General features: G+C 61.2%; 21 protein-coding genes. 5 read left to right on the forward strand and 16 right to left on the reverse strand.

What is annotated here, in order from left to right; genetic code table 11:
* Positions 1–81: 81 nt before the first annotated feature.
* Positions 82–1,605 carry a carotenoid isomerase gene (gene crtH, locus NW862_RS07380; protein WP_414348641.1) on the reverse strand — a complete coding sequence of 508 codons (1,524 nt, stop codon included), beginning with the start codon at positions 1,603–1,605 and terminating at the stop codon, positions 82–84.
* A 275-nt stretch (positions 1,606–1,880) separates the two neighbouring features.
* On the opposite strand from crtH, the gene NW862_RS07385 reads away from it, so the two are divergent.
* Positions 1,881–2,900 carry a Rieske 2Fe-2S domain-containing protein gene (locus NW862_RS07385; RefSeq protein WP_414335933.1) on the forward strand — a complete coding sequence of 340 codons (1,020 nt, stop codon included), beginning with the start codon at positions 1,881–1,883 and terminating at the stop codon, positions 2,898–2,900.
* On the opposite strand, the gene NW862_RS07390 is transcribed toward NW862_RS07385, so the two are convergent.
* From NW862_RS07390 to ebsA, 9 genes are all read right to left on the reverse strand, one after another.
* The gene (locus NW862_RS07390; RefSeq protein ID WP_414335931.1) at positions 2,883–3,827 is read right to left on the reverse strand and encodes an ABC transporter permease; all 945 of its coding nucleotides are present in this window, start codon (positions 3,825–3,827) and stop codon (positions 2,883–2,885) included. The genes NW862_RS07385 and NW862_RS07390 overlap by 18 nt on opposite strands.
* Positions 3,821–4,945: an ABC transporter ATP-binding protein gene (locus NW862_RS07395; RefSeq protein WP_414348636.1), complete on the reverse strand. Its 1,125-nt coding sequence runs from the start codon at positions 4,943–4,945 to the stop codon at positions 3,821–3,823. Before NW862_RS07395 ends, NW862_RS07390 begins: the two co-directional genes overlap by 7 nt.
* Positions 4,946–5,362: 417 nt before the next feature.
* Positions 5,363–6,265, reverse strand: coding sequence for a PD-(D/E)XK nuclease family protein (locus NW862_RS07400; protein ID WP_414348702.1), 903 nt, complete (start codon positions 6,263–6,265; stop codon positions 5,363–5,365).
* Positions 6,266–6,315: 50 nt separating this feature from the next.
* Positions 6,316–6,858, reverse strand: a complete 543-nt coding sequence (locus NW862_RS07405; RefSeq protein WP_414335941.1) for a hypothetical protein — start codon at positions 6,856–6,858, stop codon at positions 6,316–6,318.
* Positions 6,859–6,898: 40 nt separating this feature from the next.
* Positions 6,899–9,148: a DNA polymerase III subunit gamma/tau gene (locus NW862_RS07410; RefSeq protein WP_414427068.1), complete on the reverse strand. Its 2,250-nt coding sequence runs from the start codon at positions 9,146–9,148 to the stop codon at positions 6,899–6,901.
* A gap of 98 nt (positions 9,149–9,246) precedes the next feature.
* Positions 9,247–9,774: a hypothetical protein gene (locus tag NW862_RS07415; protein ID WP_414335938.1), complete on the reverse strand. Its 528-nt coding sequence runs from the start codon at positions 9,772–9,774 to the stop codon at positions 9,247–9,249.
* Between the two features lie 36 nt (positions 9,775–9,810).
* Positions 9,811–10,464, reverse strand: a complete 654-nt coding sequence (coaE, locus tag NW862_RS07420) for a dephospho-CoA kinase (protein WP_414348708.1) — start codon at positions 10,462–10,464, stop codon at positions 9,811–9,813.
* Between the two features lie 116 nt (positions 10,465–10,580).
* Positions 10,581–12,272, reverse strand: coding sequence for a citramalate synthase (gene cimA, locus NW862_RS07425; RefSeq protein WP_414332571.1), 1,692 nt, complete (start codon positions 12,270–12,272; stop codon positions 10,581–10,583).
* The gene (ebsA, locus tag NW862_RS07430) at positions 12,262–12,633 is read right to left on the reverse strand and encodes a type IV pilus biogenesis protein EbsA (RefSeq protein WP_414332569.1); all 372 of its coding nucleotides are present in this window, start codon (positions 12,631–12,633) and stop codon (positions 12,262–12,264) included. The genes cimA and ebsA overlap by 11 nt, the downstream gene beginning before the upstream one ends.
* 257 nt (positions 12,634–12,890) lie before the next feature.
* On the opposite strand from ebsA, the gene larE reads away from it, so the two are divergent.
* The 3 genes from larE (at position 12,891) to NW862_RS07445 (ending at position 16,197) form a co-directional block, all read left to right on the forward strand.
* Positions 12,891–13,766, forward strand: coding sequence for an ATP-dependent sacrificial sulfur transferase LarE (gene larE, locus NW862_RS07435; RefSeq protein WP_414427069.1), 876 nt, complete (start codon positions 12,891–12,893; stop codon positions 13,764–13,766).
* Between the two features lie 48 nt (positions 13,767–13,814).
* Positions 13,815–15,635 (forward strand): DUF3769 domain-containing protein, encoded by a 1,821-nt coding sequence (locus NW862_RS07440; protein ID WP_414427070.1) that lies wholly within the window; start codon positions 13,815–13,817, stop codon positions 15,633–15,635.
* Positions 15,636–15,915: 280 nt separating this feature from the next.
* Positions 15,916–16,197 carry a DUF1830 domain-containing protein gene (locus NW862_RS07445; protein WP_414332563.1) on the forward strand — a complete coding sequence of 94 codons (282 nt, stop codon included), beginning with the start codon at positions 15,916–15,918 and terminating at the stop codon, positions 16,195–16,197.
* 24 nt (positions 16,198–16,221) lie between these two features.
* Here the strand turns inward: NW862_RS07445 and NW862_RS07450 are convergent, their stop codons facing one another.
* The 5 genes from NW862_RS07450 to NW862_RS07470 all read right to left on the reverse strand — a co-directional run bounded on the left by NW862_RS07450 (position 16,222) and on the right by NW862_RS07470 (position 20,398).
* Positions 16,222–16,599, reverse strand: a complete 378-nt coding sequence (locus NW862_RS07450) for a hypothetical protein (protein ID WP_414348452.1) — start codon at positions 16,597–16,599, stop codon at positions 16,222–16,224.
* A 33-nt stretch (positions 16,600–16,632) separates the two neighbouring features.
* On the reverse strand, positions 16,633–17,358 hold the full coding sequence (locus NW862_RS07455; RefSeq protein ID WP_414332559.1) for a hypothetical protein: 726 nt from the start codon (positions 17,356–17,358) through the stop codon (positions 16,633–16,635).
* A 40-nt stretch (positions 17,359–17,398) separates the two neighbouring features.
* Positions 17,399–17,944 carry a DUF3110 domain-containing protein gene (locus tag NW862_RS07460; RefSeq protein ID WP_414332557.1) on the reverse strand — a complete coding sequence of 182 codons (546 nt, stop codon included), beginning with the start codon at positions 17,942–17,944 and terminating at the stop codon, positions 17,399–17,401.
* Between the two features lie 777 nt (positions 17,945–18,721).
* Positions 18,722–19,066 (reverse strand): ArsR/SmtB family transcription factor, encoded by a 345-nt coding sequence (locus NW862_RS07465; protein ID WP_414332555.1) that lies wholly within the window; start codon positions 19,064–19,066, stop codon positions 18,722–18,724.
* A gap of 138 nt (positions 19,067–19,204) precedes the next feature.
* Positions 19,205–20,398, reverse strand: coding sequence for a metallophosphoesterase family protein (locus tag NW862_RS07470; protein WP_414368088.1), 1,194 nt, complete (start codon positions 20,396–20,398; stop codon positions 19,205–19,207).
* 201 nt (positions 20,399–20,599) lie between these two features.
* Here NW862_RS07470 and NW862_RS07475 point away from each other — a divergent pair, with 201 nt between their 5' ends.
* The gene (locus NW862_RS07475) at positions 20,600–21,022 is read left to right on the forward strand and encodes a Fur family transcriptional regulator (RefSeq protein WP_414332551.1); all 423 of its coding nucleotides are present in this window, start codon (positions 20,600–20,602) and stop codon (positions 21,020–21,022) included.
* A 63-nt stretch (positions 21,023–21,085) separates the two neighbouring features.
* Here NW862_RS07475 and NW862_RS07480 read toward each other — a convergent pair whose 3' ends face one another.
* Positions 21,086–23,185 (reverse strand): thioredoxin domain-containing protein, encoded by a 2,100-nt coding sequence (locus NW862_RS07480; protein WP_414427071.1) that lies wholly within the window; start codon positions 23,183–23,185, stop codon positions 21,086–21,088.
* Positions 23,186–23,231 lie beyond the last annotated feature (46 nt).

The following is a 23,231-nucleotide window of genomic DNA, read 5'->3' on the forward strand; positions in this document are numbered from 1 at the left end:
ATGATTTTCCTTTGATTGCCGTAAGGCGTTGAGCACGTGGCTAAGTTTGTGGTCAGTGCTGTGCAATTCCGATGATTTTCCTTAGGAATTGGAAAGGTCTACATCTACCCGGTGGGCGCAGGCAAACCCGGAGAAGGCGACGGCGTTGAGGCCTTGACCGGGGAAGGTGCTATCGCCCACGCAGTAGAGGTTGGGAATGGCGGTGCGGTTGAAGGGCATGCCCAAGAGGCCCCAGGGAGTGCCGCGAGGGATGGGGCCGTAGGTGCCGTCGACGCGGCCCAAGAAGCGGCGGTGGGTGCGGGGAGTGCCCACCTCCAGCAGCTCGATGTGGGATCCCAGCTCTGGCCAGAGGGCCTCCAGGCGGTGGATAAGGCGTTTGGCCGCCGCTTGTTTTTGCTGCCGGTACTGCTCCGGGCCCAAGCCCTGCCAGGTTTGCATCCAACTGGGGGTAAAAGCGTGAACAATGTGGCGGCCCGGCGGGGCCAGCTCCGGATCCAAGAGAGTGGGGATAGAGACGAAGATCGTGCTCTGCTCCGCCTCCAGGTCTTGCCAATCTTCTAGAAGAATGTGGTGACAGTAGCGCTCGCCGGCCAGGGCCTCAGCTCGCACCCCTAGGTGCAAGCTTAAGAAACTGGGAGACTGTTGGTAGCGGCTTTGCCAGCGCCGCTCCGCCGCCGGCAGGGATCCCGGCCAGAGGCGCTCAAAGGTATCCCAGCGGGTGGCATTGGAGATGATCTTGCGGGCAAAGAGCTTTTCCCCTCTGGAGAGCTCGACGCCCACGGCGCGGCCCCGTTCTTCCAAAATCCGCCGCACCGGCGCCCCGTAGCGGATTTGCCCCCCGCAGGCCTCTAGCCCCTGGGCCAGTTTCTGGGCAATCTGCCCCACCCCTCCCTTGGGGTAGTTGACGCCGCCGTAGTGGCGATCACAAAACACCATGCCGGCATTGATCATGGGCGTGCGATCTGCCGGCACCACCGACCAGCAGTAGCACTCCATATCCACAAAGCGCCGCAGCGCCGGACTGCGGAGGTAGCGCCGCGCCACCTGGCCCACATTCACCGGCAAGTAGCGGGCCAAGGTCAGGCAGGCGCGGGGGTTGCCGACAAAAGAGCGCCAGAGATAGCCCCACTCCTCCAAAGAGAGGAGCTCCATGGCGTTGAGGCTGTTGAAAATGGGCCAGAAGCTGTCGTAGAAGCGGCGAATGCTGCCCGCTTCCTGAGGGAAATAGCTGGCTAGCTCCTGCAAAAACTGCTCGTAGTCCCGGTGCACGCAGGGGCTGAGCCCCTGGGGCAGGTGGTAGGCAATCTGCACCGGGTCGGGGATGGATTCCAAAGACTGGCCCACAGCAGCCAGGGCGCGGGTGAGCAAGTTGGTGGTACCTTGAGTGCCCAGGCCAAAGATCATGGAAGCCCCGACATCGAAGCGGTAGATCCCGTTGCCGTTGGGATCCGGACGCTCGAAGTAGCCAGCGCTACCGCCGGGGATGAGGTATTTTTCCAACACCAACACCTGGTAGCCCTTGGCCGCCAACTGGGTGGCCGCCACCAGCCCGCCGATCCCAGCACCAACGACAATCACATCCCAAGTAGCCGGGGGGGAAGACACGGCAGAGAACTTGGGCTGGGCAGAAGCCTGAGAAGGCAGAGTTTGGGTCAAGGGATCCCTCGAGTTGAACGCAAAGCCGGTATTCTCAAGCTACCAGAAGTCCCGAGAGTTAATTTTCCCGGAGCAGCGGGATCCCTGGGGAAGAGGCTTGGTAGCAACCCCAACTCCCTCTTTTCGGCTGGGGGATCCGCAAACGGGATTGTGGCAGAGGCTACGGAACCCAATCGGCCAATTTGCTAGCCAGGATCCCACACCCACCCTGGGGATTTTCAGCCATGTTGGTTACTCAGCATCCTGTCTTTCGGCGCTTTTGGTACCCGGTGATGCCCCTCAGCCTACTGGAGCAGGGATCCCCGCAACCCTTTGAGCTGCTGGGAGAAAAGATCGTCCTCTGGTTGGATCAAGCCGGGCAGCCCCAAGCTGCTGCCGACCGCTGCTGTCATCGTTCGGCCCAACTCTCCAAGGGGATTGTCTGCGATGGCCACATTCGCTGCCCCTACCACGGCTGGGAGTTTGATGGCACAGGTGCCTGCGTCAAGGTGCCGCAGTTGCCGGCTCGCGCGCGCATTCCGGAGGGCTACCGCATTCCCGCCTATCTCTGCCAGGCCCGTTACGGCTATGCCTGGGTTTGTTTGGATCCTCAACCCCTGCGAGACATCCCGGTCATTCCAGAGGCAGAGGATCCCAGCTACCGGCTCATCCACGAGTTTTACGAACGTTGGGAATGCGCCAGTTTGCGCATCTGCGAGAACGAGTTCGATGCTGCCCACTTCAGCTTTGTGCATCAAAACACCTTTGGCAGCCTAGACAACCTGGTACCCAGTCATCTCGAGATCGAGGAGCTGGACTACGGCATCCGTACCCGTCTGGTGGTCGGTGTGGCCAACCCAGAGCTGCAACAAAAAAACCTGGGCATTCCCCTTGCCAAAACCGAGCGCACCACCACTTCCACCTGGTACCTGCCCTTCACCAACCACCTTCACATCCGCTACCCCAATGGCCGCAGCCATGTTATCGTCAACATCCCCACCCCCATCAACGACCGGGCCTCGCAAGTGGTGCAGTTTTGCCTGCGCAACGACACGGAAGCGGATGCTCCAGCCTCAGAGGTAGTCCGCTTCGACCGGGCTGTAACTTTGGAAGACAGGGCCATTCTGGAAACTACGGATCCCGATGTCCCTCTCGACCTCAGCGCCGAGCAGCATATGTTTACCGACAAACCCGGGATCCTGATGCGCAAGCAACTGGCCGCCCTGCTGAAAGCTCATGGCAATGCCTCAGATCAACTCTTCTAGGCCGCGGCTGCCAGCATAGCGGCTGTAGGCATAGAGCAAGCCCAGGCTCAGGCCGGTAACCAAAAAGCTAAGGGCTGCTCCAAAGGGGTAGTCCAGGCTGGCGCCAAACTGCATCTGGATGACATTGCCGATCAACAAGGTTTTGCTGCCCCCCAGCAAGTCCGGTACCACGAACATACCCAGCGCTGGGATGGCCACCAAAATCAAGCCCGCCGCCAGCCCCGGCAGCGTTTGGGGAAAAAGCACCCACCAGAAGACCTGCCAGCCGTTGGCGTAGAGATCCCGCGCCGCCTCCGCCAGGCGCCAGTCGATGCGCTCCACTGCTGTGTACAGGGGCAAGGCCATGTAAGGCAAAAAGGTGTAGACCATGCCCAGGTACACGGCCAGCCAACTGGGGTAGAGAGCCGTCTGGGGCGGGATCCAGCCCAGCCAGGCGGCCAGGCGGGCCAGCCACCCTTCTGGCGCCAACACCACCATCCAGGCGTAGGTGCGAATCACCAGGTTCGTCCAAAACGGCACCACCACCAGCGTCAGCAATAGATCCCGCTGTCGGGGCGGGTGGGCGACAATAAAGAAAGCCAGGGGATAGGCCAGGAGCACACAAAAGAAGGTGGTGACGGCCGCCACCAGCAGGCTGCGGCCCAAGATCTGCCAGTAGATGGGCGTCCAGCCCAGGGGGCCGTAGCCGAGAATGCGCAGGTAGTTGGCCAGCGTCAGAGGCAGTCCCACCTCGCCAAACTGGCCGCGGCTGAGAAAGCTGCAAACCAGCAGCAACACTCCCGGCAGCACCAAAAACAGCACCACCCATAGCACCCCCGGCCCGGCAAAGATGAGGCTGCGCAGCAGCTCCTGCCAGGGGGAGAGCAATTCCCCGGCGCGCACCTGGGCACGCTGGCCAGAAGAAGGGATCCCTGGCCATCTCAGCATGGGGGATCCTCCTGCCGGGGATCCGGCCGCAGGCGCACCAGGCTCTTGGGGGGCAGGTGGGCCACCAGCGCCTCGCCGATCTCAAACCCCGCCTCCTCAATATCCGTGTTGAGGGCGGTGGCCTTGAGCTGCTGTCCATTGGCCGTCTGCAGCAAGTACTGGTTCTCCGCCCCGGTGTAGATGAGGTTTTCCACCCGCACCGGCACTTGGTTGGGCAGCAGATCCCAGCCGCTACGGGAAAGCTGAATCTTTTCTGGGCGGATGGCCAACTGCACCGGCTCCAAGTTGGGCTGGATCCCGGGCACCTTGAGCTTGCCTAGGGGCGTATCCACGCAGTCGGTGCCACAGGCGATCCCTTCGATGAGGTTGCTGGCCCCCAAAAAGTCCGCCACAAAGGCGGTTGCCGGCCGCTCGTACACCTCGTCAATGGGGCCAACTTGCTCAACACGTCCGGCCCGCATCACCGCCACCCGGTCGCTGGTAACCAACGCCTCCTCCTGGTCGTGGGTAACAAAAATAAACGTCATGCCCAGCCGCCGCTGCAGCTCGCACAACTGCACCTGAAGCTGCTTGCGCAACTTGGCATCCAACGCCGAGAGCGGCTCATCCAATAGCAGCACCTCTGGCTCATTGACCAAGGCGCGGGCCAGGGCCACCCGCTGCTGCTGCCCACCGGAGAGCTCCTGGGGCTTGCGCTTGGCCAGATCCCCGATCTCCACCAACTCCAAGGCGGCGGCCACCCGCTTGTGCAGGGCCTCCCCTCGCACCCCCCGCCTGCGCAGGCCAAAGGCGACGTTTTCCTCCACGGTCAGGAAGGGGAAAAGGGCGTAGCTCTGAAACACGGTGTTGACGTTGCGCTTGTGGGCGGGCAGGTGGCCCACCGGGCGCCCCCGGATCACCACTTCCCCGAGGTCAGCCATCTCCAGGCCGGCGATGATGCGCAGCAGGGTGGTCTTGCCACAGCCAGAAGGGCCCAATAGGCCAAAAAACTCGCCTCGCCGAATCTGCAAGTCGATGCCGTCGAGGGCCACAAAGTCGCCAAAGCGCTTGCGGAGCCCCTTGAGCTCCACATCCCAGTCGGGATCCCGGACGGTGGTGGAGAGGACACCCGCAGTCACAGTTGGCAGCGCCGACAACATCCTTTAACCCAGTATGCAAGTCTCCGGGAAAATTGCAGCTGTCTCTTGCGCCATGGGCGCAAGTTCTACACTCAGCCTTGCAAATGGGGATCCCTGTCTGCAGCTTTTCAAGACAGGATGGATGAAAGATAGTGTCGCTACGCCACTTTCACATCACGCAGGTGGTAAACACTCCCGTGAAAGGTGTGCATGGGCTGTTGCCAAAACCGATTCTGCCCCGACCTGCCTTGCTCTGAGTGCTTTTGCATCTACGGCCATTTCCAATAGCAGTGAAGCTGCTCCTTGCTATGTTCCCACCCCTCTCCCTCTGGGAGAGGGGCCGGGGGTGAGGGGCCTGGGGGTGGTCGCGTCGGCGGCGCGGAGCGCTTGGGTTGGTCGAACTTGTCTGGAATGGGTTCAAGCCGGAACACCGTTCTCCCAATCTGTCTCCGCAGGCGGCGTAGGCTCTTGCATGGGCCAGACCCAATCTGTGAGGTCCTGGGCAGGGATCCCTTGCGGCATGAGCCCGTGGCAGCGGGAGCAGAACAGACAACTGGCACAGCGTTCACCGTAGGGGATCCCGGGAAAGTTCTGCGCCTCCAGTTGCCGCAGGCGGGCCAGGGTGGCTTTGAGGTGGGCCAGATCCCGCTCGTAAGCGGCGGCGCTGTAGCGGCGGTAGAAGGGCTGCTGCGGGTGTTGCACATACCAAAGGGTCAGTTGCACCTGCTCCGGCTGGAAGGGGCCTTCCAGGAGCAGTTGATCGGCCACCCCAGACAGCAGCAGGGGGTAGAGGCGCACCTGCCAGTCCTGGGCCAACTGTTCATCGGGGGGGCGCTGCCGCTCCGTCTTCCAATCGACAATGTGCAGGGATCCCGGGGTAATCACCAGCCGATCCAGGCGGGCCATCAGCTTAAACCCCTCGATCCGCTGCCAGAGGGGCAATTCCGCCAACACCCGCCCCTGCGGATGAGCGTGGGGACTGGCCAAGAACACCTGCCACCACTGGCGTACTGTCTCATCCAAAGCAGATAAGCGGGGCTCCACCTGCCGACCGCGGCTGTGCCACTCGACCAAGCGGTGAAACTGCCGCCCGCGCCTCTGCTCCAGTTCGTGCTCAGAAGCATTGGCAGCAGGCCAGATCAACCGCTCCAGGTACACATAGCGAAACAGGCGAGGACAATGATCCAGGAGCGCCAAGGCGGAAGCAGACAGGTTGACCTGCTCAAGGCTCAGCCTCTCCAAAGGGGGGGCAGAGCCTACAAAAGGGGCAATCGGGATCCCAGACATGGGCAAGTCCTGGCGGGGATGGGAGGAGTGCAACTGCTCTGAGCACACTTGAACTGACCTTCCACTAAAAGCTGGGGGTTGTGCTAGGCTCCTGTCGAATTTGCCCAGACCCAGACAGCGACCATCCCATCCCAGAGCAACAAAAGCAGAGCCAAGCATCCGAGCAGCCCGTACATCCAAGGCTGAACGTAAGGGCGCAGCCCGCCGATCTCCAGTTGGGTGTGACGTTGAACCTCGGCCAACAGACGCTGGAACCCGGCCACCCGCATCGGCAAAAGCACGCGCTCCCCAGCTTGGGTGACTAAGTAGTACACCATACCGCCTTGGCTGGTGGAGCGGGGCTCAATGCGTTCCACATCAGCCCACCGGATCTGCCACTCCTGCCGCACAAAAGGTGGCACCCAGCCTGGGTAGGTGGCCTGCATGCCCTTTTCATCCAACTGGATCTGCTGGCTCAGGGATCCCAGGACTACTCCCCATCCCAGCAGCAGAGTTGCCCAAAGGGATCCCAGCTCAAGCGGTGTTGCCTGTTGCCGGGACAGCAAGATGGGCAGGGGCAGGCTCAATCCCCAGTACAAGGCCTGCAAAGCGTAGCGAATCAACGGGGAGATGGGGAAGATCAACATGGGCAGAGGGGGGCTCGCTTCACCAAGCTTAAGATAGCCCTTAAAAAGGCAGCTCCTCCTTTAAGGATTCCCTTTCTGCTTGGCGATCGACAAGCGGAAAAGACGGCTCACGCCGATGGGACGGCTTTGCTGCTGCATTGGGAAACTCTGCAGCAGACCCTTCTGCCGGTGTCGGCGGGTCGTAGATCTCACCGGAGAGCAGGTCGAGGGATCCCTCGGCTTCTAAAGTCTCCATTGAGGAGAGCCCTGCCGCGGATCCCAACACCCCCTCCAAGTCCACCAGGCTGCCGTTGAAATGGTCGGCAAAACGGCGGGCAATCTCCGCCAGCTCATGGGTTAGTTCATAGGACTGCCGACGGTGCTCTGCATAACCTAGAGAAGCAATGCTGGTTGCTGAGCCGTTCACCTGAGCGCCCCCCACGGGATCGTTGCGCTCAGGCTCTGGCGAAGGTGGGTCAGAGGGGGGATGGTGCCCGGTACTTGGCGGGATGGGCTCCGTTGAGGAAGCAGGGCTGCTGGTGTTATCGCTTGGCAACCCTGGCGCGGCAACGGGATCGGGGGGGAGAAATGCTGTGGGCGGCAGCGGGGCGGAGCTCTTGGACTTGGTTTCGCCGGTGCGATTGGAAACCTCCGGCCTGCCGGAGCGCTGCACAACCAAGTTGAGCTGCACAGGGCGCTGCAACAGATGGTGGAGTACCGACCGCAGTTCGGCTTCTTTGCTGCGCACCTTGTCCACCAAGCCTTTGCTGGGAAAGGCAAGGGTAATCTCTTCCAGAGTCTCTTGCTGCAAATGCCCGGATCCCAGCAGGGCTTTGGTAATTGGGGAAAGGCCCTTGAGGAACTCCTCCCAGCGGGGCCGCAAGAGCCTGGCGGAGGAAGCGGCGGGATCTTGCGCTTTTTCCGGGGAAGTCTCCCCTCGGCTTGGCCCTGCTGTCGGTGGCGGTGTGGAGTCCCCCGTTGCTCGAGAGGCAGGGGTTGGGAGCTTTTCAACCGCTGCTGCAGCCTGCTGCTTTTCTCCTACGACAGCGGGGGCAACGTTCCCATCGAGGTTCTTCAAGACCTCCGGCTTGCTGTTGCCCCTAGCAGAAGACGGGCCGACAACAGCTTCAGGAGAGAGAGCAGGGGATAGGTCGGCAACGGGGAGCGGCTTTCCGCCTTTGGCCTCTGTCGATGGCAGCGGGACGGCACCCTGGCGAAGCTGGCCCAGCAGATCCAGCAGGGCAATTTCCAACCAAAGCTGGGGCTGGCCGCCCTGGCGAATTTGCGGCTCGCACTGGCGCAGATGGCTCTGGGCCGCCAGCAGCATCTCCACCGAGTAGCGAGGGGCCCGCTGCTGCAGGGCTGCCCAAGTGGGATCCGTTACGGCCGCCAACTGCCGCTGTTGTGGTGCCGTCTTGGCCAGCAGCAGATCCCGGTAAAAGGCCACCAGGCTCTGCAGCAGCACCGGCGGCTCTCTGCCCCGCTCCAGCAATTGCCGCGTCTGGGCCAGCACTGCTTGCACATCCTGAGCCAGCAGGGCATCGGTCAACTCCAAAAGCTGCCGCTCCGGGATCCCGCCCACCAAGTCCCACACGGCTTCTGGGGTGATGGATCCCTCCAGCAAGCTGAGCTGATCCAACAGGCGCTCGGCGTCCCGCAGCCCTCCCTGGGCCAGTTGGGCCACCAGCTGCAAGGCTTCTGCCGTGATGGGGATCCCTTCCTGGGCGGCAATCTTGCCCAGGTGGGCCACCATGTCGTCGAGGGGAATGCGGCGAAAGTCAAAGCGCTGACAGCGGGAAACGATGGTGGGCAGAACCCGCTGAGGGTCGGTGGTGGCCAGCACAAACACCACGCGGGGGGGCGGCTCTTCTAGGGTCTTCAGCAAAGCGTTGAAGGCGGCATTGCTGAGCATGTGGCACTCGTCGATGACATAGACCTTGTAGCGGCTATTCACCGGCGCAAACTGGGCCCGCTCGATCAGCTCGCGGATGTTGTCCACACCGGTATTGCTGGCGGCGTCGATTTCAATCACATCCAAAGAAGAGCCGGCGGTGATGGCGCGGCACTGGCTGCACACCTGACAGGGATCCGGCGTCGGCCCCTGCTCGCAATTTAGGGACTTAGCCAAAATGCGGGCGCTGGAGGTCTTGCCCGTGCCGCGCGGCCCACAGAACAAGTAGGCCGGCGCCACCCGGTTTTGCCGGATGGCATTGGTCAAAGTCTGTACCACCGCCCCTTGGCCCACCACATCGGCAAAGCGCTGCGGGCGGTATTTCAAATGAAGGGGTTCGTACTTGCCGGCAGCGGCCATTTTTTGGAGATCTCCAGTCGCAATAGCGGGACGGAGTCCTTGCAAGCGCGCCCCCGCCGCAACCCCTCGATGCTGAGGCGATCCCAGGGGGGCTCCCCCTATTCTGGCTTCTCCCTGTGTCCCTCAGGAGCAACACCGAGTCTTGAAGAAGATGCTGCTTCCTGGGCAAGCAAAGCCTTGGGATCCCGGCGGCGCAGGGGCGGCATCTGCGGCAATTGCACCTTCCAGCGGGGGGCATCCAGTTGATCTATGTGCTGCAGGCGGTAGCTGAGCTGGTACAGCTCCCTCTTGAGCTGGCGATTTTCTGCTTGAATGGCGGCGATGCGCTCGCGGATGGGCTGCAGGCGGGCCTGCAGCTTGCGCCGGTAGAGCTCCGGCAGCTCTTGGAGCATCTGCTCCAACACCTGCTTTTCTTGGTAGAGCTGCTCGATCTCGGCCTCATAGCTGCGAATCTGTCGGTGTTGCTTTTCTTGGCGCAGCTCCAAAAGATCGATCTGGCTTTGCAGCAGGCGGTTGCGCTCCCGCAAAGCCTGAATCTCCTGCTCCCGCGCCGCCAGCGCTTGCACCCACCAGGACTCTGCCCTGCTATCGCCAACAGGCTCGCCGCCGCAAATCGTTTCTTGCATCGACTCTTCCTCAACCCACCATCCCCATCCGCTACTCTATCCAGTCTGCTGGGGCGAGGCCAGGGGTTTCTGGGAAGCCAGCGCTTGTTGCACCTGGGCTTCCAGCTCCGCCAGGGATCCGGAATTGTCCAGCACTACATGGGCGCGACGGGCCTTTTCCTCCAGGGGCCACTGGCTGGCCAGGCGAGCTTCAATTTCTGCCGGTGTCAGGAGGGGATCCCGCTGAGCCAGGCGCTGCCGCTGCTGCTCAGGGGTACAGGTCACCACCCAGATCTCGCTGACCCAGTTTTCCATGTGGGCCTCAAACAGCAGCGGGATCATCAGGCAAACGGTGGGAGGGCCGTCCTTTTGAGGATTTGCAACCCCTTGCGGCGCAGAGGCTCCGTGAGACTGGAGAAACTCCCGCAGCCGCGCTTTGACAAACGGGTGGATCTGGGCTTCTAGCCAGGCCCGCTCGGCGGCATCGGCAAAGATAATCTGCCCTAACTGGCGGCGATCCAGCTCTCCAGAGGGATCCCGGATGGCCTGGCCATAGCGCTGCAGCACCCGCTCGCGGATGGGGGATCCCACCGCCAAGGCCTGGCGGGCCATCTGATCCGCATCGGCCACCGGGATCCCGTGCCGTTCCAAGATGCGGGCCACTGTGGATTTACCGGTGGCTATGCCGCCCGTCAAGCCGATGATTCTCATGGGAGCTGTACGATTTCACACAAGTTGGAGCCAGCCTCTCACCCCCGGCCCCTCTCCCAGCCCTCACCCCCAGCCCCTCTCCCAGAGGGAGAGGGGAGATGGTTGAAGATCCCCCTTCAAGGCGAGGCCATCTGGGCAGAGGCTGGGGAAAGGCAAGGTGCTGTCAAGAGACTATACTCTAAGCCTTCCACCAAGGCCCGGCAGGAGGCTTCGATGATGTTGGTGGAAACTCCCACCGTGGTCCAGCGGCGGTGGCCATCGCTGAACTCCACCAGCACCCGCGTTTTTGCCGAGGTGCCGGCCCGCCCATCCAAGATGCGCACTTTGTAGTCGGCCAGGTGAATCCCTTCCAGTTGGGGGTAGAACTCCAGCAAGGCTTTGCGCAGCGCCCCATCCAAAGCCGCCACCGGCCCATTGCCTTCCGCTGCCGTTACCCGCGTCTGCCCTTGCACCGCAATCTTCACCGCCGCCAAGGACTGCACATCCCCCGCCTCACCACTGGGATCCCAGTCTTTGCTGCTCCAGTCGGAGCGGGTAGTGGTGCTGACATTAAAGCTAAGCACCTCAAATGGATGCAAGCGCTGACCTAACAGCTCCCGCACCAGCAGCTCAAAGCTGGCCTCAGCCGCCTCAAACTGATAGCCCTGCAGCTCCAGGGTCTTCAACCGCTCTAGGATCAAGCGGGCTTGGGGATCTGACTTGTCCAGCCGGATCCCGAAGCCGGCCACTTTGCTGAGGATATTGCTCAGCCCCGCTTGTTCCGAAACCACGATGCGCCGGCAGTTGCCCACCTGCTCCGGGGCAATGTGCTCGTAGGTGAGGGGGTTTTTCTGGACGGCGCTAACGTGGATCCCGCCCTTGTGGGCAAAGGCCGACCGGCCCACAAAGGGGGCATGGTCATCCGGAGCCAGGTTGACCACCTCGCTGATGGCGCGGGAGATCTCCGTCAGGTGTTGCAGCTTCCCTTCCGGCAGACAGCGGTAGCCCAGCTTTAGTTGCAGGTTGGGGATGACGCTGCACAGGTCGGCGTTGCCACAGCGCTCCCCATAGCCGTTGATGGTGCCTTGCACCATGCGCGCCCCCGCCTGGACTGCCGCCAGGGCATTGGCCACAGCAGTGCCGGAATCGTTGTGGGTGTGGATCCCCAGGGGCAAATGCCCCAGGTGATGGGACTCGGCCAAGACGGCTGCGGTGATGGCGGCAATCTCGGGGGGCAGGGATCCGCCGTTGGTATCGCAGAGAACCAGCCACTCTGCCCCCGCTTCTGCCGCCGCCACGAGGGTTTGCAGGGCGTAGTCGGAGTTATGGCGATAGGCGTCAAACCAGTGCTCAGCATCGTAGATCACCCGTCGCCCCTGGGAGCGCAAATAGGCGATGGTATCCCGGATCATGGCCAGGTTTTCGGCCAAGGTGGTGCCCAGCCCCTCAGTCACATGCAGATCCCAGGACTTGCCGAACACCGTCACGTAGCGGGTGCCCGCCGCCAAGATGGCCTGCAGCAGGGGGTCGTCAGCCGCCCGCCGCCCCGGCTTGCGGGTGGAGCAAAAGGCCACCAGCTCCGCCTGCTCCAGAGGCTCTTCCCGCAGTTGCCAGAAAAACTGCACATCCTTGGGATTGGCCCCCGGCCAGCCCCCCTCGATAAACGGGATCCCCAGCCGATCCAGCAGCTTGGCGATCTGGATCTTGTCTTGCACCGACAGCGACAGCCCCTCCCGCTGCGCCCCATCCCGCAGCGTGGTGTCGTAGAGGGTGATGGCGGCTAAGCAACCAAGGACTGCGTCCTGCTGGCGCGAACGGTCAATCTTCATAGCGCATCAGCTTTTTGTAAAAGGCGGTGGAGAAATCCGGCGGCTGCCCCCGCTGCATCAGGGTCACCACATCGATGAGATAGTCCACAAACTCGTAGTTGGCAATGGAAAGCTGATAGGTGAGCTCGGCATCTTGAGCGAAGATCACCTGAACCACCGTTAAATCTGAAGGTAGCGGGGACATGTGCCAACTGGCCAAGAAGCGGACGGGATCCGCCCCCTCAATAGCCCTTTGCCCCTCCAGGTTGCCTCTTTTGTAGAGGCCCACCGCCAGGGCTAAGTACTGTCGGCGGGCAACGGCGTAATAGGGCTGATAGACGGCCACTTCTGGCGGGCTGGCAGGTTCGAGTTGCAGAGCCATGACGGCAAGAGGAGAGAAGCGTCGATTGCGGCAACAAAGCAAGGGGCTCACTGCCATCCAGCCTACCGCGTCGGCGGGCTGCTGGCCTAGAGATAGGTTGCCCGCTTGTGGGGGGATCCCGCACCTCACTTGGGAAGGAAGCGTTGGAAAGTCGGGAAACTCTGAGAAACAATAGGAAGGGAAAACCGCCCCAGGTTCTCCTCCGCCGGGCCAGGACGGCGTCCCCTTGGCCCCGACTTACCGAATCTGCTGGCCTTATGAACATAGCCCCAAACCCCACTGCTGACTCTCTGCTGGAGCTGGATCCCGTCCTGCAAGGCAAGTTCCACCAGCTTGTCCAAATCTTCGCCGAGATGGGGCGGGTCTTGGTGGCCTACTCAGGCGGGGTCGATAGCAGCCTGGTGGCCAAACTGGCCTGGGATCAGGTGGGGGAGCGGGCCCTGGCCGTCACTGCCGCTTCCCCGGCGCTGTTGCCCGAAGATCTGGAGGAGGCCATCCGGCAAGCCCAATACATCGGCATTCGCCACCAGATCGTCGAGACCCAGGAGCTGCAGGATCCCCGCTACGCCGCCAACCCCGCCAACCGCTGCTACTTCTGCAAAAGCCACTTGCACGACACCCTGCGTCAGGTGGCTAAAACTCAGGGATACGACCACGTGGCAGATGGCCTCAACGCCGACGATCTGGCCGACTATCGACCGGGAGCGCAGGCGGCCCGAGAGCGAGGCGTGCGTTCTCCCTTGGCGGAGGTGGGGATGAGCAAGCTGGAGGTGCGGCAACTGTCTCGCCACCTGGGCCTGCCCTGGTGGGACAAGCCGGCCCAGCCCTGCCTCAGCTCCCGCTTTCCCTATGGCGAGGCAATCACCGCCGAGAAGCTGCGGCGGGTGGGATTGGCAGAGCGCTATCTGCGCAGCTTGGGCTGGCAGCAAGTGCGCGTGCGCTCCGAGAAAGATACTGCCCGCATCGAACTGCTCCCTCATCAAATCGTGGAATTTGTGCAAAAAACCGATCTGGCAGCGCTGGTCAAGGCCCTGCAATCTTTTGGTTATCTCTACGTCAGTCTCGATTTGGAGGGCTACCGCAGCGGCAAGCTCAACCGCGCCCTCAACCCGCCCCCGCCGACAACGGGCTGAGCCAGCCTAGGGGCTTGGGCTGAAGTTTTGTGCCAGGTTTAGGGGAATATGAAAGGGTTTTGGTGGCTCTGGCTTTGCTTGGGGGTGTTTGGTCTGGCAACGGCTGCTCCTGCCTCAGCCCAGAAAGGCCGGGTGGCAGCCGCTCCGCCGGGGGATACGACTGACGCCCTTGCGGAGCGCACGTTACGGCTGCGCTCGAACCGCCAAACCTTTGACCAGCGGGCGCAGGTTTTCCTGGCCGAGGGCAACGTGGAGATGCGTCTGGGCCGCTCTGTGCTGCGGGCAGATCGCTTGCGCATCGAGCTGCAACAGCGGCGAGCCGTGGCCGAGGGCAACGTTTCCATCGAGTTGGATCAGCAGCGCATCCAGGGATCCCGGCTGGAATACGACTTTGAGCAAGAGCGAGGAGTGTTGGAAGAAGCCTTCGGCCAGGTGGATATCGGCCAGTTGCAAGCTGCCGGATCCCCGGCGGCGGCCCTCTCGCCGCAGCGGCTGGTGCGCTTTCGCGCTGCCCGCATCCGCTTCGATGCCAACAACTGGGAAGGAGAGCAGGTGCGGCTGACCAATGACCCTCTCGATCCGCCGGAGCTGGAGATCCGCAGCCCGCGGGCGACCTCTACCTTGCAGGCGGATGGTTCCAGCCTGTTGATTGCCGAAGCTGGCCAACTGGTTTTCGACCAGGTCTTGTTTCTGCCCCTGCCCATTCGGCTGCGCTTTGACTCATTGAACCGTCAGCCTCCGGTCAGCCTTTTCTACGATGACTTCGACCGGGAAGAGCTGCGGCGCGGCCTGATCCTGCAGGCCAACTTCGAGCTGCTGCAGGATCCCCATCTCAGCCTGGTGCTCTCCCCGCAACTGTATCCGCAACGCCTTTGGGGCAGCGACCAAGGGATCCGCGATGGGATCGGGCTGCGGGCTGATTTTCGTTGGCGGCAACCGGAAGCCAATGCCCAAACCTCGCTGTTTGCCGAGCTGCGCGGGATCGTCTTCGAGGAATTTGCCCGGCGCTTGCGGGCCCAGGTCGAACATCGCGTTACCACCGGCAACGGCGGCCAAGTCACTTATACCTATGCCTACCGAGAGCGTTTCTTCAGCGGGCGGCTGGGGTTTCAGATTGTGGAGAATCGCCTTGGTGCTAGCTACAGCTCGCCCACCCTCCGCCTCGGCAACACCGGTTTGGATTTCAGCTACCGCATAGCCGCCGACTACATCGACGCCCTCGGGCAACTCGGCGACATCGACACCGATCCCGATCTGGCCTTGGCCAAGACCACCGACCGCATTCAGCTCGCCCGTCTGCAACTGGGGGCAACCCTAACTCGCTCCTTTCCCCTCTGGAGCCCTCCCAAGACGGCAGCAGATCCCCCGCCCCGCTTTTCCGCTCTGCCCATCGAACAGGGAATCTGGCTCAACACCGGCGTCAGCAGCAGCCAGTCACTCTACTCCAATGGCCGTGTCCAAAGCTATACTGCCGGCAGCATCGGCATCGATGCGGTAATCGGGGCTTTTGTGGCCGATACCTTCGACTACACCAACCTGAGGGTGACCTACTCCAATGGTTTTTTGGCGGGGGCCTCGCCGTTTTTGTTCGACCGCATCACCACGCGGGAGCAACTTGTTCTGGGCTTTTTACAGCAGCTGTATGGCCCGCTGCGGGTGGGGGCAGAGACGACGGTGGATCTGCAGTCAGGCCAGCAGGTGGACATCACCTACCGCCTGGGTTACGACCGCCGCACCTATGGATTTAGCTTGCAATACAATCCGGTGCGCCAGTCGGGGGCGCTGGAGCTGCGGGTGGAGGGCCTGAACTGGGATCCCCGCCAGTCGCCGCAGAAACCGACGACCGGAGCGAGCGTCCACGAGCCCTGATCCCCAAACTCCAAGGGGACTCAAAATGTAATCTTGACTACTACTCTGTGGAGATTTTCTGTGAGAAATTGCCTCGCCGCAGGAAGAAATCTCAATCCAAGTCCGTCCTGAGTTGAGGAGCCATTCTGAAAAAATCAAAACGGTAAGATAAAATACAGAAATTGCTTTTCCAGGATTAATTTCTGCTGGTTGGGATCGCCGTATCGCAGACTACCGCAGCGATCCCCAGGCGGTGTTAGGGTAGATGCTAGGCTGAGCAGAGTGGGCTGGTGATCTAATTATGCAAACACTTGATGCAATCCCCGCCAAAAGACAAACAGAGCGAATAACCTGTAGCTACATCAATGCGACCAGCTCCGTTCAGGTGGTTCGCATCACAAATATCGAAAACTGGTACTTTGAGCGGGTGGTCTTCCCAGGGCAGCGGCTGCTGTTTGAGGCAGTGCCGGGAGCCAAACTGGAGATCCACACGGGCATGATGGCCAGCTCTATCCTGACAGACATCATCCCCTGCGAAAAGATGCGGGTGCGAGAGACGGAGCCGGTGACTGTGGGCGCCTAGATCCCCAGAGGCCAGCGGTGTGGACTAGGTCTCGCGGCCTTGCTGCTTTCTCTCCTCTGCTTCCGGGCTAGGGGAAGGTTGGGGTGAGGGGCGAGGCTTGGGCGGCAGTGGGATCTCGAGGAAACGGGCGCTCAACCTCACCGGGCTGGTCTCTCGCCGTTGCGGCGGCCAAGGGAGCCCCAGCCAACGGGCCGTGAGCTCCAGTAGGCTGGGGGGCGGTGTGGGAGTAGGGGTGGGCGTTGGTGGTGGGGTGGGGTACAGATCCAAGCGCGGCGGACGGGGGGTGCTGACCCGAAAAGCATCGGGGGGAGGTTGGGTCAGCGGCACATTGGGATCCCCGCATCCCCCCAGCAGGCCCAGCCCCAGCAGGATGTACAGCGTTGCAGTGCCTCTGCTTCTCATAAACGAGCTGCCGAACATCGACCCACCAGACTATCACCGGGATCCCAGGACTCTGAGCCGGCTTTGCAAATCTGCTTCCAGGGCAGATAGCTCGCGGGCCATGGTTACGTAGCGGTTGGCAGTCAAGTTTTTGGCGATAAATTGCTCCAGCAGTTGCTGATCCCGGGCAACCATCTGGTTAAAGTACTGCTCTACGGAAACCCGCGGGTCTTCGATCAAGGCTCTGCACATCTGCAAAGCCGTGATCAACTGGGCTCGCACCTGCAAAAAGAGGGACTGGACGTACTTCTGCTCTGCCTCGTTCAGTTGGCGAAAATCGCGCCAATACTGCCCTCTTTCCAGCGATTGTTGCAGCTCCTGCACCCAGCGGTTGTACTCCTTCACCTTGCGGGCCAGGTCGCTGGCGAACTCCATGATCTTGGGCGGGCTGTTGAGGAGATGGGCCTCCTGCCAACGCTGACGAATGCGACGCAGGTTTTGCCGCAACTCCAGGATGGCCCAGAGCAGCCCCAGCAAAACCACCCCCAGCAACAGGACGGCCACCGCGTACAGCAGCCAATAGCCGGGATCCCGCATCGCCGAGAAGATCACCAGAGCAACCACCAACAGGCAAAGGGCCAGCATAATCCAGAAGCGCAGTTGTTGTTGTTGCAGACGCAGGTACCCCTCCCTCAGGCCAAATGCTTCACAGCAAGCCTCCAGATCCGCATCCATGATCTGGCGAAACTCCTCTGCAGAGATCGGTTCGGCAGTGATCATCGAAGACCCTCGCAACGCAATCTGGCTGAAGTCCAGGCCGTTAGGATTTGCTCTGCCAATCCCGCGCGGTTTCCGTGCTCTCCTCCAGAGGCTCCAGCATCTCGTTGGCCGGAACCACCATCAATCCGTAGCCCCCTTCGCGACAAAAATCGACGATCTCCTGCGTGTCAAAACGTTCTGCTACAGGCTTAGGCAGTCCCTGTTGAGCCAGCCTCTGGGCATATTTTCTGGCCGCAAACGAGCTCTCAAAAGCAATAACAATATCTTGACCACCAACCTGGCGCGTGCAGATCCCCTCCTGCCCATTGGCTTGGTAGAGCAGCACGATCACCTGGGAAGGCAAGTCTTCCGGGCTAACCCAAGATAACCCTCTCTCTACCTGGGATCCCCCGCCCAGCAGCACATCCCGCGCCTCATTCAGCCGCGCCAGTTGCGCCTCTAGCAAGGGCCTTTGTCGCTCATCCTCCAGTTCTGCGAGAGCAGTGCCGAGAGTTTGGTATTCCTGAAACAATCGCCCCCGGATCTGCCGCTCGCTTGCATCCGGCGGAAGGCTGAGAATTTTAAGGGCTTCGGCGGTGCTCATCATCAAAACCTCCTGGGTCTGAACCCTTGTCCTTTAGGACGGCTTTGTCCACTTCAGGCATAACACCTCCACGAACAAAAGCCGAGAAACCGCACATCTTCTTTTTTCGCTGTTTGCGTTAATCTTTTTTCCGCTTGCTCAACAATGCAGGCTGAGTTTTCCACCAGAACTTCCGCCCACAAAGCTCAGTCCCAATTTGGGGTGCTCGACCAGGCTCCCTCTCTTGAGTCCCAAACTCAGGGTACCACCATGGGGAAGCTGTTTCCCCCCTTTTAAGGAGAAGGCACGATTCCAAATCATCGCCTAGGCTAACTGCTCTGAGAGTCGCCGGGGAGAAATTCTTCCGTGATCGTTGCTGCCATCTTGAGGTTGCTTGGCAGGGGAATTGAGTTTGGGTTGCTCGAGTAAAGCGGGAAGCGAGAAACCCAACTCAAAAGCTTCTCGTGCCAGCAAAGATGGATCCGACTGGGCGCGTTTCACCCGCTCTTTGAGGCGATTCCGCAGGTGTGCCCGGTGGATGCGTTTCAACTCCTCTCTCGGGTCGCGTGTCATGCCGTCCCCACTTTTGTTGTATCGATCCTAACAAAGAGCCCAATGGCCGGTGTCAGGGAATTTTGACGGACTTTGGGAGATGGCGCAGCGAGTGAAGCCAACGGGATCCCTGGGGCTGCCAGGAGAGAAATAGAGATGCGCTTCTGTTGGCCCACCTTCAGTATGGCGGGATCCAACAGTTTTTCCGGGGGTATTTTGGGTTGCCGCGCCCAACACCTAGGGATCTTCTCAGGGATCTTCGGCACAGGGAACCGCGGCTTTGGGGGGGCCAGCCTGTCCCAAGCTATCCAAAAAATGCTGCAAGAGCTGAAAACCGGGTGGGTTAAGGCTGTAGTAAATCCAGCGCCCCTGCTGGCGAGCGTTAACCAGCTTGGCATCTCGCAGAGTTTTCAAGTGAAATGAAAGCTTAGACTGGCTAACCTGTAGCTTTTCGCAGAGCTCGCAAACACACAACTCGCGCCCCTGCAGCAGTTGCAGCACGCGTAGACGGAGCGGGTCAGAGAGAGCGTGGAACCGCTCCCACACCTGCTTATCCAGCAGATCCCCTTTTACCTCGACCAGCAACGAGACCATCTGTAATCAACTCTTAACTAAAGTAGCAGGAGTTGTGCGCCCCAACTCTTGATTGATTGGACTGATGGATGGGATGGTGGGGGAAAAGTAAGACAACGCATCGGCTCGGCAGCGTTTCCCTCCATGGAATCGACAGAGTTAATCCCGACACAGGGATCCAATACGAGCTTGGCAGGTGGCGATTTCTTCGGGGGTGAGGTTGTCCCAATTGACGTCGCGGCGCAGCACCAAGCCATTGTGCCCGGTGATGAAGCGGGGCAGCTCGGCTTGGTCGATCACGCTCAGATCCCGCATGTGGTAGGTGGTGTAGTAGGTAACCTCCGAAGTGTTGAAATCCACGTCGATAAGGGTGAGGGTCTTGCGGGGGGGCAGGGGGCTATTCAGGAGGGGGCGGGGGCCGGAGCCAAGAATGCCGCAATGGAGCAGTTGCAGTTGCCCCTTGTGGCCAGGGTAGTAGCCGTGGTCGTGGCCGCTGATGTAGGTGTGGACGCGGTACTTCTCCAGCAGGGCCCGCTTGGCATCGGCCTCCAGCAACACCTCTCCTGGATCGTCGCGCCCGACGGTAATCGCATAGAGGGGTAGGTGGCCGATAACGATGCGCAACTTGGCCTTCTGAGCCCGTTCGCTGGCCAGTGCTGCTTCCGCCCAGGCCATCTGTTCCGGCGGGATGTAGTTGCAGGTGGCGTCCCAGACTAAGTAAAATACCCCGTCTTTTTCAAAGGTGTAGTAGAAGGGAAAGTCGCCTCGATCCACAAAGTTCAAGCCCGGATCGTGGGCCGGGTCGTTCCAAAACTCACGGGCCAAATCCCGTTCTTTTTGGAAGAGAAAACCGCCCCGCGTGGTGCGGGCACAGGAAGCATCGTGATTGCCCAGCGTGAAGCCGTAGGGGAGTTTGGCGGCTCGCAGCGGGCCGGCCACATGCCGGTCGAAGGCTGCCCACATGGCGCGAATGCGCTCTTCCGAGAGGCGGGGATCCTGCCCGGCCACCATGTCCCCTCCTCCCAAGACGATATCCGGCTGGAAGTAGGGGATGAGGCGGATAGCCCGATCCACCTCTGGGTCGTAGTCCACCGAGCCGTAGATGCCGTTCATATCGCTGATGACCAACAGGCGAAGATCGCGGCGGGCTGGGATGTAGAGGCCCCGGGGAGCTTCTGGATGGGGGACAACCGTGGGCGTAGGCCGAGGGGTAGGGGGCGCCGCCGCAGGGGATCCCACCACTGCGGACAGAGGTACCGAAGTAGGACGCTGCCGACTAGCCCAATAGGCCCCCGCCAATCCACTGCTGCCGGCTAGTCCCAACAAGCCCAAGATCATTTGGCGCCGCCGCATCCTGCTTCTCCTCAACACCCCAGCGGTATTGTAGAAGGGATATCGTCAATAATTGACCCCACTTCTTCTGCACACTGCTTAGAGAGGTCTACGCCAGTGGAGATTTTGCAACAAATCTTCAGAAACTTCGACTTGCAAATGTTAGACTAGTATAAATGAGCAACTGGCTATCTCAGACTCGGTATGACTTGAGGTTTGCCCATGCCTCGCCCTGTAGACTCTTTGGAAGCTGCTTTGGAGCGATGCCGAGAGTGCAATCTGCGCCTCAGCCGGCAGCGTCGTTATATTTTGGAACTGCTGTGGCAATGCGGCGAGCACCTTTCCGCTCGAGAGATCTATGATCGCCTCAATCGGCAGGGCAAGCCCATTGGCCACACATCCGTCTATCAAAATCTGGAGGCCCTGGCCAGCCACAACATTATCGAGTGCCTGGATCGCGCCGATGGGCGTCGCTACGGCAATCGTACCCATCCTCACAGCCATGTCAACTGCCTGGACAGCAACCGCATTTTGGACGTAGATGTGGAGCTGCCGCCGGAGCTGCTGGCCCAGGTGGAGCGGCAAACCGGCACCCGCATCCAGAGCTACCGCATCGAGTTTTTTGGGGTGGAGAACCAGAGCTAAGCCTTGGCGGTTTGGGTAGAGCAGAAGGGATCCCGGCTTGTTCTGGAGAAGGCTGAATCGCTGTCAGTAGGCTCGGTTCTGCCCTTTGCCGATCTGCGACTGGATTTGTTCCAGCGAGCTGGCCGGAGCCAGGCATTTGCTGCCCCAGCACACCAAGCCTAGCGCCCCTTCTGGCAGCGGCTCCGCTTCCGTGGGCAGGGCGAAGACGGTGGTGGGCCAAGAGCGCTGCTGAAAAGCAGGGATGTGCTCGGCCTCTAGGGTGACTTTCACCCAATTGCTGTACCAATCCAGCCCAGCAAACAAACTGGGGCAGGTGCGCGGCTGGGTGCTCATGATGTGAGCAAAGGTTTTCAGGGCCTGTTCTGCCCGTTCCAGGTAGTCCAGATCTCCGGTGATGGCGGCTAGGCGCACCAGGTTGGCAATGGCCACCCCATTGGCCGCGGGCGTGGCGTTGTCCTGAAACTCCTTCTCCCGCACCAACAGTTCAGGGGTGCTCTGGGCATCGCTGACAAAGTATCCCCCCCTGGCCGGATCCCACAGTTGCGCGTCCATCTCCTGCTGGAGCTGGAGGGCAGCCTGCAACCAATCTTGGGGGGTGGGATCCCCCACCAGCGGCAGGCTGACTTGGTGCAAGTCCAATAGGGCTTTGATCAGCAGGGCATAATCTTCCGATTTAGCGGGTACTTGGGCTGTGCCGTCGTAGTTCAGGCGCAGCAGGGATCCCGTCTGGGGGTGGCGCTGCTGGCTGAGGATAAATTGGGCGGCTCGCAGGGCCAACTGCAGACAGTCCTCGTCACCGAACACCTGGTAGGCCCGCGCCAGTCCAGAGATCATCAGGCCGTTCCAAGAGACGATCATCTTGGTGTCCGTGACAGGTGGGATCCGCCCCGGCCAAGAGCGTTGGCGGGCCGAGCGGGCATCTACCGCGGGTGGGAAGGGGGTTCTCCGCTCTGTGGAGCCGTAGCGGGCCCGAAACAGATGGGTGGTCAAGGCGGTCTCTACTTCCGGCGGCAGCTCTCCTCCCTGTTTGCGCTGCAAGACGATGCAGCCGGGCCGATCGGGGAAATTGGGCGACAGGTCAAACGCCTGCTGTAGGGCGCGGAAGGTTGCTTCATCCAGCAGATCCTGCAGCTCCTGCCAGCGCCAAACGTAGAACTCGCCCTCCTCCGGCTCCGTGTCCTCCGCCCGGGCAAAGCTGTCGGCATCCTGGGCGGCATAGAAATACCCGGCAGGGGCAGTCATCTCCCGCGCCACCCATTCCACCGTCAGGCGCACCGCCCGCTCGATAGCTGGATCCTGGATCCCGTGGGCCCACAGCTCAGACAGAAACTCCAAGATCTGCCCGTTGTCGTAGAGCATTTTTTCAAAGTGGGGCACCGTCCAGGTGGGATCCACGGTGTAGCGGTGAAACCCGCCGGCCACATGGTCGAAGATCCCTCCCAACACCAAGGCCATGCCCCGCTCCTTAGCCCGTTCCAGCGCCGTCGGCGAGCCGGGGATCCCTTCCGGTGGGTCGAAGCGGGCCGAGCGCAACACCAACTGGGCGTAGGGCATCATGGGGAACTGCTGCACCGCCCCGGCGTTGGCCAGCAAAGGCTGGATTTTGGGGATCCCGGAGCGGAGCAGGTCAGGGGGAAGGTGGTCTTCCGGCACCAGGTCGCTGAGGGTGGTCAGGGCCATCAAAATCTGGCCTTTCATCTCCTCGATTTTGTCTTTTTCCTGGCGGTAAAACTGGAGGATGCGCTGCAGCAAGGTCAAAAAACCCGGACGGCCAAAGCGGGGTTCCACCGGGAAATAGGTGCCCGCGTAAAACGGCACCAGATCATCGGGGGTGAGGAAGACATTGAGGGGCCACCCCCCCTGCCCGCTCATGAGCTGCAGCGCCTGCATGTAGATGCTGTCCAGATCGGGCCGCTCCTCGCGATCCACTTTGATGGGCAAAAAATGGGCATTAAGAAAGGCGGCGATCTCCGGGTTGGAGAAAGCCTCCCCCTCCATGACTGTGCACCAGTGGCAACTGGAATAGCCGATGGACAGAAAAATCGGCTTGTCCTCGGCCCGGGCTTTCTCCAGAGCCTCCGGGATCCAAGGCCACCAATCCACCGGGTTCTCGGCGTGCTTGCGCAGGTAAAGGCTGGAACACGTGGCGAGGCGATTGGCCATAGGTACACCTTCTCACCCTTTTTGCTTCAGGCTAGCGCGTTCTCTT

This window comes from Synechococcus sp. H55.8, from assembly GCF_047462375.1.
GTDB lineage: Bacteria > Cyanobacteriota > Cyanobacteriia > Thermostichales > Thermostichaceae > Thermostichus.

Excerpts from the sequence above, each read along its gene's own strand:
- NW862_RS07385 (WP_414335933.1), top strand. The coding sequence starts at position 1,881 with ATGTTGGTTACTCAGCATCCTGTCTTTCGGCGCTTTTGGTACCCGGTG.
- NW862_RS07390 (WP_414335931.1), bottom strand. The coding sequence starts at position 3,827 with ATGCTGAGATGGCCAGGGATCCCTTCTTCTGGCCAGCGTGCCCAGGTG.
- NW862_RS07405 (WP_414335941.1), bottom strand. The coding sequence starts at position 6,858 with ATGTTGATCTTCCCCATCTCCCCGTTGATTCGCTACGCTTTGCAGGCC.
- NW862_RS07410 (WP_414427068.1), bottom strand. The coding sequence starts at position 9,148 with ATGGCCGCTGCCGGCAAGTACGAACCCCTTCATTTGAAATACCGCCCG.
- NW862_RS07415 (WP_414335938.1), bottom strand. The coding sequence starts at position 9,774 with ATGCAAGAAACGATTTGCGGCGGCGAGCCTGTTGGCGATAGCAGGGCA.
- coaE (WP_414348708.1), bottom strand. The coding sequence starts at position 10,464 with ATGAGAATCATCGGCTTGACGGGCGGCATAGCCACCGGTAAATCCACA.
- cimA (WP_414332571.1), bottom strand. The coding sequence starts at position 12,272 with ATGAAGATTGACCGTTCGCGCCAGCAGGACGCAGTCCTTGGTTGCTTA.
- ebsA (WP_414332569.1), bottom strand. The coding sequence starts at position 12,633 with ATGGCTCTGCAACTCGAACCTGCCAGCCCGCCAGAAGTGGCCGTCTAT.
- larE (WP_414427069.1), top strand. The coding sequence starts at position 12,891 with ATGAACATAGCCCCAAACCCCACTGCTGACTCTCTGCTGGAGCTGGAT.
- NW862_RS07440 (WP_414427070.1), top strand. The coding sequence starts at position 13,815 with ATGAAAGGGTTTTGGTGGCTCTGGCTTTGCTTGGGGGTGTTTGGTCTG.
- NW862_RS07445 (WP_414332563.1), top strand. The coding sequence starts at position 15,916 with ATGCAAACACTTGATGCAATCCCCGCCAAAAGACAAACAGAGCGAATA.
- NW862_RS07450 (WP_414348452.1), bottom strand. The coding sequence starts at position 16,599 with ATGAGAAGCAGAGGCACTGCAACGCTGTACATCCTGCTGGGGCTGGGC.
- NW862_RS07455 (WP_414332559.1), bottom strand. The coding sequence starts at position 17,358 with ATGATCACTGCCGAACCGATCTCTGCAGAGGAGTTTCGCCAGATCATG.
- NW862_RS07460 (WP_414332557.1), bottom strand. The coding sequence starts at position 17,944 with ATGATGAGCACCGCCGAAGCCCTTAAAATTCTCAGCCTTCCGCCGGAT.
- NW862_RS07465 (WP_414332555.1), bottom strand. The coding sequence starts at position 19,066 with ATGGTCTCGTTGCTGGTCGAGGTAAAAGGGGATCTGCTGGATAAGCAG.
- NW862_RS07470 (WP_414368088.1), bottom strand. The coding sequence starts at position 20,398 with ATGCGGCGGCGCCAAATGATCTTGGGCTTGTTGGGACTAGCCGGCAGC.
- NW862_RS07475 (WP_414332551.1), top strand. The coding sequence starts at position 20,600 with ATGCCTCGCCCTGTAGACTCTTTGGAAGCTGCTTTGGAGCGATGCCGA.
- NW862_RS07480 (WP_414427071.1), bottom strand. The coding sequence starts at position 23,185 with ATGGCCAATCGCCTCGCCACGTGTTCCAGCCTTTACCTGCGCAAGCAC.